We start from the raw sequence: 13900 nt of genomic DNA, 5'->3' as shown, positions 1-13900 counted from the left end.
GTGCCCGTTGGTGGTGTGCCCGTTGGTGGTGTGCCCGTTGGTGGTGTGCCCGTTGGTGGTGTGCCCGTTGGTGGTGTGCCCGTTGGTGGTGTTGTTGCAAAGAGCGGAGCTTTTTCTACCATGAGGGCTATAAGTTTGTTAATTGCTTTAATTTCTGGCAATGAGTTAATTTTTGTGAGCTCTCTATTAAAAAAATTGTACCAAGATGTACCTGATGTTAGTGCTCCATATTTTTTTTCAAATGCGCTATTGAAATCGGTTTCTGGGTAGTTGGTTTTATTAGTTAAAATAGTGCAGCAATTTGAATAGCATAAATTTTTTAACTTATCTCCTTTGCTTGCGGTACTGCCTAGCCAGTTTGTCCATAATGTGCAAGCGGTGGGTGCATCTGTAGCTTTATCAAACAGTTTTAAAAAATCTGCTATGGTGTCTATGCGGGCGTTTGCATTGATGTTAAGACCGCCTGTTATTGCTGGAGTTGATCCAGCGGCAGCTGCGGTTAGTTTGTCTAAAGAGAGTTGGATATACTCACGAAGTTCTTTTTTGAGTGGCTCTTCTGGTATGTTTGGGGAGCCGTCTGTTTTTTTAGTCCAGTCTGTCCTTGTCCAAAAAGTAGAACCATCCTTGAGGGCATCTGAGATGGTGGTGAGCTTATCTTTGTTTGCGCTAATACCGCTGAATCCTGTTATCCAGGAATCAAAGGAAGTTATTGAGTTACTCTTTGCAAATGTATCTATCACTGCTTCGCATTGTTTTCTTAAATTAGAGAGTAGTTGGTTTTTTGCAGCTTCAGGGCCTACGGTTGCTGCCGCGTTCAGCGGTGCCGCTTGCAACAGTGCTGCTAAGCTTAGCAGCATTATGGCGTTTTTTATCTTCATCTTCTCTTTTCTCCTTAAATTTTTACGGGTTTAATTTATCAATTTCTTTAGTAAGTGTAGCGATTGTCGCATTATAAGCTTTATTGCTATTTTTTGTTGTAAGAAAAGCAACCATTTTTTGAAGCTCTTCTTTAATAGTTGCTTTATCAAGGCCTAGTAAAATATCAAGAGTTGTTGTTGTGTCTGACGCACGAATTGTATTAATTTTTTTTACAAAATTATCTCTTATTTTAAAAGGTGTTGCTTTTGTTTTTATTAGGTTATTTGCTTCGTCATAGGATTTTTTTAGATCAGTGTCTATATGTGCTACTGGGCCTGATGATGAAGGCGGCGGCGTTGACGATGAAGATCCTGATGGAGCACCCCCGCTGCTTGGTTTTCCTGTGCTCGTTGCAGGAGGTTTTTTAGGCAATGGTCGAGGTGATGGGCCACCGTAGCCCAGATCTTTTGCCTGATTAACAAGATCATCAGCGATAAACGGTGTTAGTGGTTGTTTGTGCCAGGAGACAGCAAGCCCACGGGAATTTTTTGCGCTTCGCTCAATTTTTACGAACTGCATTGTTCGGTCTGGCTTCAGCGTTTTTTCATAAATCTTGAGCTTCCAGTTTTCATATTTACCATCACCAAAAGTTACGATACCAAAACAATCGAATGGTACCGCCTGACCTTCCGAGGCAGAGGTGAAGGTAAAGACAGGTTGATAGTTGCTGACTTTAAAGCCTGTTGCCTGATCTTGATCTGCTTGTGATACAACATGTCTCCAGTGAAAGGGGCCGTCTGGGTAGGTTGATACTGGTATTGTTGGGTCAACAGGAGTTCCTGCTGGAAAGAGCATTTTAAAACCAAATACTTGGTCTTGGTGGCCGCGGAAGAATGCTTTGAGGTTGTTTGTGATGAGATAGTTGTTGGCTTGCTCAATATCTGCTGTTACGGCATCAGCAACGCCGCGCGCTCCTGTTACAAGGCCTCCTGTTTGTGAAAAATCACTCCACTGAAAGCCTGTTTGTTTTTTAGAAATTTTTTGAAATGTTATGCCTGGCCATGGTTGGGTTAAAAAGTTAGTGACGTTAAAGAAGGACCCCGTATCATTTAATGCAATCCCGGCGTGGCAACATTGCACAAATTCGTTGCCGTCGGCGCTTAAAAACAACGCAAATGGCAAGTAGTTGTAGAGACGCAAAATTTGCCTAGAGATATCTACTTCTTCTGCGGTGAATTTATTATAAACTTCGCCACGTTCTTTAGAGTTTGCCCAACCTAAAAATCCGTATCGCTTACTTATATCTTCCGTTTCATGGTTGCCGCGCAGCAAATGTACGTGGTCCCAGTTTGCAAGTTTGAGCTTCATGAGGGTGTACCACACTTCTGCGCCGTAGCGGCCACGGTCTACAAAATCGCCCAAGAAAATAAGATGAAATTTGTCGGTTAGCTTGAAGTCATCTTTCAAGTAACCTTGCAGAACCAAGCGCCACAAATTGCGCAAGAGCGAATGCACGCTGCCGTGGTAGTCGCCCATAAAGCATACTTTATTGTCGGCAGGGATAACCAATTTTTGGATGTAAGCCAGATCAAATTCGTTCATTGTTTTATTTAAATCAAAGAAATCATCATGTGGCTTTTCGGTAGCGCCATTAACCCACTCTGCATCAGCGTGTTGCAAAGTTGTTTTACTTTTGGTAACAAATTTTTTCATGATCTTAACAAATTGGTCGTCGGTTAACGCCGTTCGATAAACATCTCTTAAGTCAGTTGCTGTGTGGGCATCTTGTTCCGACGAGCAATTGTATTCAGGCAGTGCACTAAAGCAGCGCGTTGTCCAGTCGGTCAAGGTTTTAGCGGTGGCAACTTTTGGATCTTTTCGAGCAGGTAGGGTGCTTGGATCAAAGGCAGGTGTGCTTGTGCTGCCGCCTGTGCCTGAAGACCCTGAAGAGCCTGCTGGTGCAAGTGTGGTAATGATCTTTTGGAGCTTTAGCGGGAAATAGTTAAAAAGAGTTGGTTGTCCTAATAAGCCCTTTATCTTTATAGCTTGCATTTTTTTTGATGTTTCATTGTTAAAATCTTCTAGCAGGCATTGGTATAGGGAGATATTGTTAAGATCTTCTTTTTCTTTTTGTGTGAGGGTTATGGTGCTGAGATCATTGGCGTTGATTTTTTTGATTATGTTGTCGGTTGATTGTTCTAATCTAGCGATTTCTGTTTTGTTTGTTTTGATAGTTGGAAAGCTGTTAATAGTGCTATCGTTTGGAATCTGATCAATAATTTTTTTGCTCATAGCTTGAAAAAACGCCATTCCTCTGGTTGCCATGTACTGGTTCAGAAGGGTATAAAAACGCGTTGGGTCAGTTGGTAAAAATTCTGTTGATTTTATAGTGGTTATTATACCGTCTAGCTCAGCAAGATCTGTAGCTTCTTGTTGTTGTTGCGCAAGTAATTGGCCTGCATTCGCACTGTCTTTGAGCGCCTGGGCTGCTTTTTCTGCGCTTTCTAGTGCGGCTATTTTGGTTTTTAGATTCGTTATTTTTGTTTCTAATGCTGGTTTTGATCGTTTATGATTTTCTTTTTTCAGGAGAGAAAGTATATTTTTTAGCTCTTTTATTGAAGCGTGCAAAGTGTTTATGTCTAAGTTTTGTATATCAGCATACTTAGCTTTTCCTCCACTTAGTTTGATGCTTAAAGCAGGTGGCAGGTGAGTTGTGGTTCCTGTTGTCTTTGGTCCAGGCTGTGTTGATGGTGTGCCGGTGCTAGTTGCTGGCTTGATTTTTGCCCAAACAGAACTGTCTGGTTTTTTACTAACAAATTGATGTATTTCAAAATTAAAGTTTATATCATCAAATAGGTTTTTTAAGCGGTTTTGTGTGTTTGCATCTTGATCTTTTAATATTCTTTCTAATTTGTCTTTGTTTTTGGCAAAAATATAGAGAAAGCCAGCAGAGTAAATTGGTGGTACCGAGGCATAAAAGGTTTCTAATTTTGTTGTTGTTGGTTTGTTGTAAGCGCTTAATGTGTGTTTATAAAAAGCTCGGATCTCTTCAGGTGTTGCTTTTCCTGTTGCCCCGCTGCTTGCTGCATTGATAAGCGTTCTAATTCTTGCTTGCAAAAAAGTTTGTGTACTGCCTGAAGCATGATTGCTCAGCGTTAGACATTGAGCAATCATGTCGTGTTCTTGTGCCATGAGTAGGCTCCACGCATCTTGTGCTATTTGTTCTTGTGTTGCTTGATCTAAGCTTTGATATTCTGCTGGCAATTGTACAAAAGTATCTACTGCTGTGCCTTCAAGCCCGCCGCGTTCCAGATAAAGTATGGCCAAGAATGCAAGGTTTTTAGCGACGTAACGAGGCAACTCTGTTTTTGGTATTATTTTTGAATTAAGCGTATTGGTTACGCGTGTTAAAAAATTTTTTACATCATCGGGAAGTTCATAATCACCTTCAATATCCGTCTTTGTTCTTGGACTGGTAATGGCGTCCCAAAAGGCATTAGTAGAGTATGGTGTTCCAGCAGCTAGGGCCTTTAGAGCCTTGTCTGCCGCTTCCAAGTCAGTCTTGAGGTCTGACAATTCTTTATTGTTGAGCTTATTTGGGTCAATATACTGAGCTGTATATTGTCTCATGCTGGTTGGGTTGAGTTCTGCATAGTATTCCAGATCTTGGAATTCTTGTGGGTTATTTTTAGATAAATCAGGATCTGCTGTTGTGGCTGCATTAAATTTCTGTATTGCCTGTGTAACAAAATTTTCAAATCTAGTTCGTGCTTCAGTGATAATAGTTTCAGGCGTTTTTGAGGTTGCTGGTGCTGTTGCTGCAGCCGTTATTTTTGTTGCTAGGGCTGTCTGTATAGCGTCTAATTTGGTTATTTCTGCCGGTGTTATTGGCGGTACAACTGGTGGGTTGGTAATATCATTGAGCGCTTCACCGAGCTGGGCAAGCTTACTTTTAAGTGCGGTTAAGCCCTGTTGTAATTGAAACAGTGGGCCTGCTGCTGCGTTTAGCGGCGTCGCTTGCAACAGTGCTGCCAAACTGATGAGCGCTATAACGTTATTTCTTTTCATTCTTTTCAGCTCCTTAAATTTTTATGAACTGCTAGGGAAGCTTGTTAATTAATGGATCAATTTGCGTAATAAAATCTTCACAGGTTGTTTGAAGCGCTGGTATAGTCTCTTTTGATTTAAGATACGTTTTTATGCTTTCAAGTAACGTTTTGAGTCTTGCCATTTCTGGCGTTACGTCAGAAGCATTGTGGACTGGTTGGTTTGTTTCGAAATAATTTATTGATGTGTCGCAGTCATTCAGGTAAGGATTTTTGAGTTTGCCTTTTTCGAATCCTGCCAGGTCCTTTCCTTGCTCCATTTTTAATTTTATAGGCTTAGCGAAGAAATCGTTTAATCCTTTTATTGTGCGCCTTAACTTGCCGAGCTCTTCTTTTTCTTGTGCTGCTTTCACGTCGTCAGCTGAGGCCACCATGCCTAAGCCCTCTTTAATTTCTTGTGGGGCATGTCCAAAAATGTTCTCTAATTGAGCTTTTGTTAAATTAAGTGTTTTTACCTGTTGTACGAAATAATTGAAGACTGTTGATAGGTCTGAACCATCGGTCGCTTGTTTGTTTGCAATTTCTTGAAGAGAATAAATTTTGTTTTTATTTTTAACAAAAAAGCTATGGGGGCCACCATCAAGGTTTGTGCTGCTGAAGGCAACGTTACTGTTTATTGTTGTGCAAAGATTATCAATGGTATCTTTGGATGTTTGAATTGTTCGGCCGGTTGATACTGACGCAGCTGTTATTTTAGTTTCAATTGTTGTAAGTAATGTTTGGATACTAGGCTGGAGCGTTGGTATTAATCTAGAATTCTTCAATTTTTCAAGATGGATTTTTAATGTTTGCAATGTTGTTAGGCTAGTAGTGTCCAAGTTTTGTTTTGATAGATTTTTGTATATTTTGGTTTCAATTGTTGTAAGCAGGGTTTGAATGCCGGGTTGAAGAGTTGGTATTAGTGTAGATTCTTGTAATGTTTCCAGATGAGTTTTTAATGATTCAAGTGTTTTTAAATCGGTACTTTTTAAGTTTTGTGTTGACAGGTAATTGTACATTCTGGTTTGGACTTTTGTTAAGTAGTCGGTTATTTGTATGTTGCTTGGATTTTTTGTATTCAAGCGAATTAAATTTGTTTGTAAGTTTCCTAGTACATGAAGGTCTTTAATTCCTTGCAGGGTTTGATCTGTAAAGCTATCTAGGTAGCGACTTATGTCTTCTAACTTTACCCTTTGTCTAAATTTTGCTTCGAGTAGTCCGCGTTCGTGTAGGGTCAGATTTGAAACTGAGGTTGTTGTTGAACCGCCTCCGCCACCACTTCCACTTCCTGTTCCTGTTGCTGCGCCACTTCCTGTTCCTGTTGTGCCGCCGGTCGTTGCGCCACTGCTCCCGGTCGCTGTTGGTGGGGTTGCACGTTTTGTAAGTTCTGTGTTTGTTTCGTTGAGTGCCAGGTTTAAATTTAAGAGAATATCATTGTCTGAATACCAATCTTGGGCACCTTTCAGATTCTTGATGATCTTGCTTGATTTGATGCCCTCTTCATTTGCCCAGAGTGTTATAATTTTTGTCCAAACAGGATTAGTTGAATCGTAATCTTTAGTGTTAATTATTTGTTGTACTTCTGTTAGTTTTGTTTGAAAATTTTGTAATGTTTTAAGCGTTAACTTGTTATAATTAATCCCCGCAAACGAGCGATTAGTAATAAGATCCTCGGCTTTTATCATTGGGTTTGCAAGGTTATCAAGTGCTTCGCCAAGCTGGGCCAGCTTGCTTTTCAGCGCTGTTAAGCCCTGTTGCAAGTGAAACAGTGGACCTGCTGCTGCGTTCAGTTGTGCAGTGAGGGATAGGGAAAAGGCCAGCGCAAGCACAGACAAAAATTTCATTATTTTCATAAAAATTCCCCAAATAATTTTGCGTTTTATTAAAAAAATATCTGTTTTAAAGCTATAAAAAACTTTTCAGCCAGTGCAACAATTTTGTTGATTAATCGGGAAAAAGGGCGCCTAAAAAGAAAAAGTTATCTTTTTTGATGAAAAACAGTTGCGAAGTGTTCTTTTCTTTGATACCTTATCACTGCAGTTTTTGCATTGAAATTGCTCTGAAATATATGCCGAGATGGTGAAATTGGTAGACACACTGCTTTAAGGGGGCAGCGGGGGAAACCCCATAGGAGTTCGAGTCTCCTTCTCGGCACCAGTCTTCGCCAAGGCTACGACTGGCAGGCCCCTTTTTTTTAATGAAATATACGTGAAAAGTTAGTCCGCTCATCCTGAGGAGCAACTTTAGTTGCGTCTCGAAGGACGCCCTTCCCGCTCATCTTGCGTGTCCGGCGTAGCTTTAGCAAAAGCGGATGTCGCGTCGAAGCAAAGCGTAGACGGACAGAATCATCATAAGTCAGAGAGAGTAGATTAACCTTTTTAGGAGATACGTATGAGCGCTCAATCAGGTTTAGTCAGATTACTATTTGCTCCAGTCATGTTCTGGGTTCTTGTTATGATTGGCGGAACTTATTTCATGGTTTCTTTCGATGAAAAAGCGATGCGTGAAGCAAAGCAGGAAAGTTCGTTTACTGGCTATTTCAAAAAAATGCTTGGTTCTATGCGCTTGGCCGGTATCAATAAAGGTATTGATATTGCCGGTGGTACGTATCTTGTTTTGGGTGTTGAAGTTGAAAAGGCACTTGAAAATCGCTTAGCGTTAGAAAATAGATCTCTTGACCAATTGCTGACCAGCAAGGGTTTAAAAACATTGCCAACCTCAAAGACCTTTAACGATGGCGCGCTTGAGCTGATATTTGCTGACGAAGAAGTTGCAAAATCATGCTTCAACATTATTAAAGAACATCGTGGCACTATCTTGAATGTTAAACGTTCTGGTGTTGTGGTACGCGCAACCTTGACCAGCGATATCGACAGCGCTTTGCGCGTTGGTGCCGTTGAGCAGGCAGTTAACGTACTTTCTACGCGTTTGGGCAACTACGGCGTTGAAGGAAACTTGGTACAACAGCATGGCGCACGCCAAGTGGTGGTACAGCTGCCAGGCCTTGATGACCCTGACCGTGTTAAAGCAATTGTACAAAAGACTGCACATTTGGAACTTAAATTAGTTGAAGAAAGTGCTGCAAAAGCAGAAACGTTGCTTGATAAATTTGATGGCGATTTGCCACAAGATAAAATGATTGTTCCTGGTCGCTCTGATGAAGGTGAACCACGTCGTTATTTCTTGGTTTCAGCCTTTCCTGACATGACTGGCGAGCACATTACCGATTCTCGCGTTGAGTTTGACCAGTACGGCAAAGCGCAAGTTGGCTTTGTTTTAGACAGTGTTGGTGCTGATGAATTTGCTGATATTACATCAAACAATGTTGGCAAGCACTTGGGCATTGTAATTGACAATGTTATGTTCTCAGATCCGGTTATTCAAGGTGCCATTCCTGGCGGTAAAGCAAGCATTACCAACATTGCGTCACAAAAAGAAGCGCTCGATTTGTCGATCGTTTTGCGCTCTGGTTCATTGGTTGCGCCGCTCAAGTTTGAACAAGAGAACCGTGTTGGTGCAAAGTTGGGACAAGATTCTGTGCATAAAGGTATATTTTCTTGTTTGGTGGCGTTGCTTTTATTGTTTGTTTTTAGTATATTCTACTACAAGATTCCTGGGCTCTTTGCAGTATTTGCGTTGATGTTAAATTTGTTCCTGATTTTATTGTTCTTGTCATACTTCAACGCGACCTTAACCTTGCCTGGTATTGCCGGCATGGTGGTATCGATTGGGATGGGTATTGACGCTTCAATATTGATTTACGAAAATATTCGTGAGCATATTGCAGCGGGTGTTCCTCTTCGTGTTGCAATAGACAATGGTTTTAAAGGCGTAATGCCGGTTATCCTTGACTCAAACATTACCACATTCTTAACTGGTGCGGTGTTGTTTTACTTCGGCGGGCCTGCCATTAAGGGCTTTGCTGTAACGCTTATGATGGGTATTGTTGCTACAATCCTTTCAGGCGTGTACTTTTTGAAATCGCTCTTTTCATTTACCATGGACAGAATGGGTGTTCGTTCCATAAGATTTTAGTAATAAAATTTTATAGCGTGATAAGAGTTTAACGTGAAATTTTTAATTGCATGGCGGCGTAGCTCAGTTGGTTAGAGCGGCGGAATCATAATCCGTAGGTCCGGGGTTCGAATCCCTGCGCCGCTACCACAGATTCATGCACTAAAAGGTTTAAAGCCGTTCATCTTTAAAAAGATGTGCGGCTTTTTTTTATGTTTTTTTATAACGTGAGGTTTGAAGATGATAATGGTTGTTGTGTGTCCATTACTAATTTTTGCTTATTTAGTGGGTTCTATTCCTTCTGGCTACTTACTGTGCCGGTTTTTTTTTAAGATCGACATTACGCAGCATGGTTCGGGCAATATTGGTGCCACTAACGTTGCGCGCGTTTTGGGCAATATTAATTTCTTTTTTCTTATTCTCTTTTTTGATGCACTCAAAGCCTTTCTAGTAATGTTTGTTGCCGATCTTGTGCTGCGCAGTCAAGGGGTTATGTTCAACCAAAACTATTTGGTGTTGTGTGCGGCAGCGCTCTTGTTTGGTAATGCCTGCTCAATATTTTTGCGCTTTAAAGGTGGCAAGGGTGTGGCAACAGCACTTGGCGCGTTGTTGTACTTGATACCGCTTTATTTGGTTGTTTTATTTGTTGTAGCCTGGGCTTGTTTGTTTGCTATCACACGGCAATCATTTATTGCCTCGCTTGGTTCAATTGTACTGCTTACGTTGTACTATGGCCTTTTAGTCAACATTGACCTCATGTTTTATTTTTTTGTTGTGCTTTGTTGTTGGCTTGTGGTGCGGCACAAAAACAATTTGTCTCAATTTTTTAATCATAATCGCTAAGGGTGTGCTATGAAATTTAGTGAAGTTGCTCAAACGTTTGATGAGTTGGAGCAAGAGTCGTCTCGTTTGGTTATGACTCACGCCTTGGCAGGCCTACTCAAAAAAGCAACACCGACCGATGCGGCTACTATTGCGTATTTGTCGCTTGGTAGTTTGCGCCCGCCCTACCTAAGCACGCAGTTTAACTTTGCGCAAAAAAGTGCTATCAAAGTGGTTGCAAAACTTTTAGGAGAGACCGAAACGGTTATCAAAAATCGTGCAAGTAGTTATGGCGATGTTGGGGTGGTTATTGCCAAAGCGCATCATGCCTCACTCTTTAAAGAAGATTTAACGTTACGCGAAATTGATAAAAAATTGCACCAGTTTTTAAATATTACCGGCACTGGTTCGCAGGACGAGAAAGATAAATTTTTACTTGAGCTTTTGCGTACGATTGACCCCATTTCGGGCAAATATGTGATGCGCATTATTTTGGGCAAGTTGCGGCTTGGTTTTTCTGACATGACGCTGATCGATGCCTTTTCGTGGATGGAGGCCGGTGATAAGTCGTTGCGCCACGACCTTGAAGATGCTTACAATGTCTCTGCCGATATTGGCCTGATTATTAAAACGCTCAAAGAAGAGGGCATTGAAGGTGTGCGTAAGATTGGTATTACGCCGGGTATCCCAATTCGGCCGGCAGCAGCCGAGCGCTTGGCAACGTCCAAAGATATTGTCAAAAAATTGGGGCCGTGCATTGCGCAGCCCAAGCTGGATGGTTTTCGTTTGCAAGTTCACGTGCAAAAGCGTGGTAACGGCATGCAGGTTCACTTTTTCTCACGCAACTTGATTGATATGTCTGACATGTTCCCTGATCTTTTTGAGGCAGTAAAACATTTGGATGTTACCAGCTTTGTGGGAGAGGGCGAGGCAATTTGTTACGACGAAGAGACTGAAAGCTTTTTGCCGTTTCAAGAAACGGTGCGCCGCAAACGCAAGCATGGCATTGAAGAAGCGGCGCAAGAGTTTCCGTTGCAGTTGCATATGTTTGATGCGCTTTTTTTGAATGGTGAGTCGCTGCTTGAAAAGCCGCATACCCAGCGTCGTACAATTTTGGAAAAAGTTTTTAGTAGTAAGCAGGTTGAAAAAGAAGGCGTTATTCATTTAGTTGCCGAGCACAAAGTGCACTCGGCGCAAGATTTAGAAAAATACTTCAAGCAAACAATTACCGTTGGTTTGGAAGGCGTTGTGGTCAAGCGGCCCGATGCTATCTATCAGCCTGGCAAGCGTAATTTTAATTGGATCAAGCTCAAGCGTGAAGAATCTGGTTCGCTCAGCGACACGCTGGACTGTGTTATTTTGGGTTACTACGCAGGGCATGGTAAGCGCTCAAAGTTTGGGATAGGTGCTTTTTTGGTGGGCGTTTATAACAAAAAGAATGATTGTTACGAAACGATTGCCAAAATTGGTACCGGCTTGACTGACGATGAATGGCGTGCGCACAAAAAGATGTGTGATGAAAATGCCGTTGTAAACAAGCCTAAAAATGTTGAGTGTGCCAAAGAGTTGTATCCCGATGTCTGGGTATCGCCAAAAATGGTGTGCTTGGTGCGGGCCGACGAAATTACCAAGTCGCCGTTGCATCAGGCCGGTGCTACCGAAACAGAACTTGGCTACGCGCTGCGCTTTCCCCGGATTATGGGCTATCGTGAAGACAAATCGGCCCAAGATGCAACCACGGTCAAGGAAGTTGCTGAGTTATTTGATATCCAGTTTGAGAAAAAGAAGAAGAAGCATGCGTAATTTTTTTGCACCCATTGTTTTGCTTGTTGGTTTATGTAACTCTTCTGTTGCTGCGTGTCTGCCGGTCGGTAGTATTCGTCAATTGTTGAGAGAAAGTGATGTGGTTGTGTCTTTGAATGATGCTGATATTGCACGTGAATTACAGGATCTTTTGAGCGGTGAAGGCCAGGAAGAGCGCCGTGCTTTTGCGCTCGAAGAATTCCAGATTCAGCTTCTTGTTGGTGCGTCTCTTGGATGCCTGCTTTTGCTTTATTGTATAAGTCATTGCCTTGAACCCTTGAGGCGTCTATTCTCTTGTGAAAATTACCTAGAGCTTGATGGTCGTGACGATGATTTTAATGGCGAATTGAGCCACTCCGCGTCTGATGGCGAGGACGTTTAATTGGCTTGAAAAAAGATATTTTTTCCATAAACTTAGGGCCGCGTTTTAAGTTTATTTTTCCAGAGGATGAAGCACCATGGTTATGCAGCGAATTTTTTTGTTATCTACATTTTTAATGATTGGCAACGTGAACGCGAGCAAAGTTGCTTGTGATGCCCTGAGGCATGCTGATAAGGTGTCCATAGAGCGTGTGCTGCATGAAGCGGGCTTTGCGAAGCAAGATGCCCAGGCATTGGCAAAAAAACTTGTTGATGCTGACCGCCAGGAATTATTGTTGACTGACGGGGGCATTATTGCGCTGAGCATGCTCGGAATGGGCGGTAGTGTGGTGGTACTTTTTTTGTTAGTATGCTTGGTGCGCACGCTACGTCAAAAAGATCAATTTGATCACGCATACGACCAAAGCTCGAGTGACGACGGAGAAAGTGGTAGTGGGGGGCACAGCAGCGAAGAGCTTTAGTTTTCTTAGTTTTGAGTACTATTTTGAGCCGGCATGGGTATCCCGTGCCGGCTCTTTTTTTTGCAATCTATTGTAAAACAAAAAGAGCAGGAGCATACTCCTCTCAGTTTTAAGCAAATGTTGCAAAAACTATGGTTTATTTAACCAGAAAGGGCTTACAATGAAGAAACTTGTGTTGGTGTTGCTAGGATGCTTTTTTATGAGTGGGCAGGCACGTGCGCAGGAAATTGATGCGTTGCAGCAGGAAAAAATTATTGAATACGTGCAAGAAATTATGAAACAAGAGAATATGTCGCTTGAGCTGCTGGTGGCCGAGCTGAATGACCAAGAATGTAGTGCGCGTTTTGGGGTTGAAGAAATAGCCCTTGCCGGTCTTATTCTTGGTGCAATTGGGGTGGTGTGGTCAGCTTTTAATACATTTTGGATGGTTTGTTGCAGGAAGAAAGAAAGAATGGCTTGTATTAATTGTTGTTAGTTGTTAGGGACCGTTTTTTTACGAGAAGGGGGAGTTTATGAAGAGGACGTTGTTCGTGATACTCAGTGTGTTGATGATAGGCAAGGCAGTGCCTGAAAGCCAGCGTGAGTATAGTGCTCAAGAAGTTGCGCTGATGCAAGTAGTTGCTCAGTTGGTGCAAGAAGGCAAAGAGCCTGAAGAAATTTTGGCGGCTTTGCAAGAAGAAGCAGAGCAAGAAAAGCAGAGCTTTGTTTTGTCGCCAATGGAACAGCAGGTGATTATTGGCGTTACTATTTATGTTCTTGGTTGTATTAGCGGTTATGTATATCGCTGGGCTACTGGGTATAAACGATATGGCGGTTGCAACCGTGATTGTTGTGAGAGTGGCTTGAGATTTGGTTGTTCGCGATGGTTATGTGGTTTGCTGTGTGGCTGTATGGGTTGCCACCATGGCCAGCTGTATGAAGAAGAGCACAGGTCAGCAGATGCAAATCAAGTTAATGCCGGAAACCAGGCTTCTTCTACTGCTACAACAACGGCACGCGAAGATGTATAGTTTTTAGTTTTGTTGATTGAGTAACAATAGCGAGCAGGAAAATTTTTATGTTCATACTATTTTTTTTAGTAATTGGCATCATGGCAAGTAGTTATTGTTACTCATCAAACAACCAAAATTTTGGAGAGCAGGAGCTTGAGCTTTGTCTGCAGCAGTTAATACAAGCAGGGAGCACGCCTGATGAAATTGCGCTGCTGATGCGTGATGCTGGTGTGCAAGAGGCTTTTCTTGAAGTTTGGGCTGAAAAAGCGATTGAAGCAACCATAGTTTTGGGTGGTGCTTTGGTTGGCTCAATTATTCTTTCGGGGGTCTTTTGTTATTTTTCCATACGATTGTGTGAATGTTATGGTGCTGGGCGGTTTGATAATTTTTTTGAATCGTGTAAAAGATATTGCAATATTTGTTGGCGGGGGCATGATTATGAACCTGTGCCTGCTGAGGATTTGGAAGTTTAATTTTAACGAGT

Annotated in this window: 11 protein-coding genes and 2 tRNA genes; 10 read left to right on the top strand and 3 right to left on the bottom strand. The window is 42.0% G+C overall.

The features are described 5' to 3' along the window. The 3 genes from K2W90_04260 to K2W90_04250 form a co-directional block, all read right to left on the bottom strand. A partial coding sequence (locus K2W90_04260) for a hypothetical protein (GenBank protein ID MBY0353552.1) occupies nucleotides 1–878 on the bottom strand: 878 nt, incomplete at its 3' end. A 22-nt stretch (nucleotides 879–900) separates the two neighbouring features. After that, the gene (locus tag K2W90_04255) at nucleotides 901–4926 is read right to left on the bottom strand and encodes a serine/threonine protein phosphatase (GenBank protein ID MBY0353551.1); all 4026 of its coding nucleotides are present in this window, start codon (nucleotides 4924–4926) and stop codon (nucleotides 901–903) included. A gap of 31 nt (nucleotides 4927–4957) precedes the next feature. Beyond that, nucleotides 4958–6796: a hypothetical protein gene (locus K2W90_04250; GenBank protein ID MBY0353550.1), complete on the bottom strand. Its 1839-nt coding sequence runs from the start codon at nucleotides 6794–6796 to the stop codon at nucleotides 4958–4960. Between the two features lie 217 nt (nucleotides 6797–7013). Here K2W90_04250 and K2W90_04245 point away from each other — a divergent pair. The 10 genes from K2W90_04245 (at nucleotide 7014) to K2W90_04200 (ending at nucleotide 13889) form a co-directional block, all read left to right on the top strand. Beyond that, nucleotides 7014–7100: transfer RNA gene (locus K2W90_04245), tRNA-Leu, on the top strand. A gap of 234 nt (nucleotides 7101–7334) precedes the next feature. Continuing rightward, nucleotides 7335–8978, top strand: coding sequence for a protein translocase subunit SecD (secD, locus tag K2W90_04240; GenBank protein MBY0353549.1), 1644 nt, complete (start codon nucleotides 7335–7337; stop codon nucleotides 8976–8978). A 52-nt stretch (nucleotides 8979–9030) separates the two neighbouring features. Then, nucleotides 9031–9107 (top strand) — tRNA-Met (locus K2W90_04235). A gap of 90 nt (nucleotides 9108–9197) precedes the next feature. Next, nucleotides 9198–9800 carry a glycerol-3-phosphate acyltransferase gene (locus K2W90_04230; GenBank protein MBY0353548.1) on the top strand — a complete coding sequence of 201 codons (603 nt, stop codon included), beginning with the start codon at nucleotides 9198–9200 and terminating at the stop codon, nucleotides 9798–9800. 9 nt (nucleotides 9801–9809) lie between these two features. Then, the gene (locus tag K2W90_04225) at nucleotides 9810–11582 is read left to right on the top strand and encodes an ATP-dependent DNA ligase (protein ID MBY0353547.1); all 1773 of its coding nucleotides are present in this window, start codon (nucleotides 9810–9812) and stop codon (nucleotides 11580–11582) included. Beyond that, nucleotides 11575–11964: a hypothetical protein gene (locus K2W90_04220; GenBank protein ID MBY0353546.1), complete on the top strand. Its 390-nt coding sequence runs from the start codon at nucleotides 11575–11577 to the stop codon at nucleotides 11962–11964. The genes K2W90_04225 and K2W90_04220 overlap by 8 nt, the downstream gene beginning before the upstream one ends. Before the next feature lie 76 nt (nucleotides 11965–12040). Further along, a complete protein-coding gene (locus tag K2W90_04215; GenBank protein ID MBY0353545.1) occupies nucleotides 12041–12424 on the top strand; it encodes a hypothetical protein in 384 nt (127 codons plus the stop codon). Nucleotides 12425–12584: 160 nt separating this feature from the next. Further along, nucleotides 12585–12899: a hypothetical protein gene (locus K2W90_04210; GenBank protein ID MBY0353544.1), complete on the top strand. Its 315-nt coding sequence runs from the start codon at nucleotides 12585–12587 to the stop codon at nucleotides 12897–12899. 37 nt (nucleotides 12900–12936) lie between these two features. Then, nucleotides 12937–13434 (top strand): hypothetical protein, encoded by a 498-nt coding sequence (locus K2W90_04205; GenBank protein ID MBY0353543.1) that lies wholly within the window; start codon nucleotides 12937–12939, stop codon nucleotides 13432–13434. A 47-nt stretch (nucleotides 13435–13481) separates the two neighbouring features. Next, the gene (locus K2W90_04200; protein ID MBY0353542.1) at nucleotides 13482–13889 is read left to right on the top strand and encodes a hypothetical protein; all 408 of its coding nucleotides are present in this window, start codon (nucleotides 13482–13484) and stop codon (nucleotides 13887–13889) included. Nucleotides 13890–13900 lie beyond the last annotated feature (11 nt).

It is taken from the genome of Candidatus Babeliales bacterium, assembly GCA_019749895.1.
GTDB lineage: Bacteria > Babelota > Babeliae > Babelales > RVW-14 > AaIE-18.
Note: the sequence above shows the minus strand (reverse complement) of the source record. Positions and strands in the feature narration are given on the sequence as shown.

Bases quoted from the DNA above. Each gene is read 5' to 3' on its own strand.
- K2W90_04255 (MBY0353551.1), bottom strand. From the start codon at position 4,926: ATGAAAAGAAATAACGTTATAGCGCTCATCAGTTTGGCAGCACTGTTG.
- K2W90_04250 (MBY0353550.1), bottom strand. From the start codon at position 6,796: ATGAAAATAATGAAATTTTTGTCTGTGCTTGCGCTGGCCTTTTCCCTA.
- secD (MBY0353549.1), top strand. From the start codon at position 7,335: ATGAGCGCTCAATCAGGTTTAGTCAGATTACTATTTGCTCCAGTCATG.
- K2W90_04230 (MBY0353548.1), top strand. From the start codon at position 9,198: ATGATAATGGTTGTTGTGTGTCCATTACTAATTTTTGCTTATTTAGTG.
- K2W90_04225 (MBY0353547.1), top strand. From the start codon at position 9,810: ATGAAATTTAGTGAAGTTGCTCAAACGTTTGATGAGTTGGAGCAAGAG.
- K2W90_04220 (MBY0353546.1), top strand. From the start codon at position 11,575: ATGCGTAATTTTTTTGCACCCATTGTTTTGCTTGTTGGTTTATGTAAC.
- K2W90_04215 (MBY0353545.1), top strand. From the start codon at position 12,041: ATGGTTATGCAGCGAATTTTTTTGTTATCTACATTTTTAATGATTGGC.
- K2W90_04210 (MBY0353544.1), top strand. From the start codon at position 12,585: ATGAAGAAACTTGTGTTGGTGTTGCTAGGATGCTTTTTTATGAGTGGG.
- K2W90_04205 (MBY0353543.1), top strand. From the start codon at position 12,937: ATGAAGAGGACGTTGTTCGTGATACTCAGTGTGTTGATGATAGGCAAG.
- K2W90_04200 (MBY0353542.1), top strand. From the start codon at position 13,482: ATGTTCATACTATTTTTTTTAGTAATTGGCATCATGGCAAGTAGTTAT.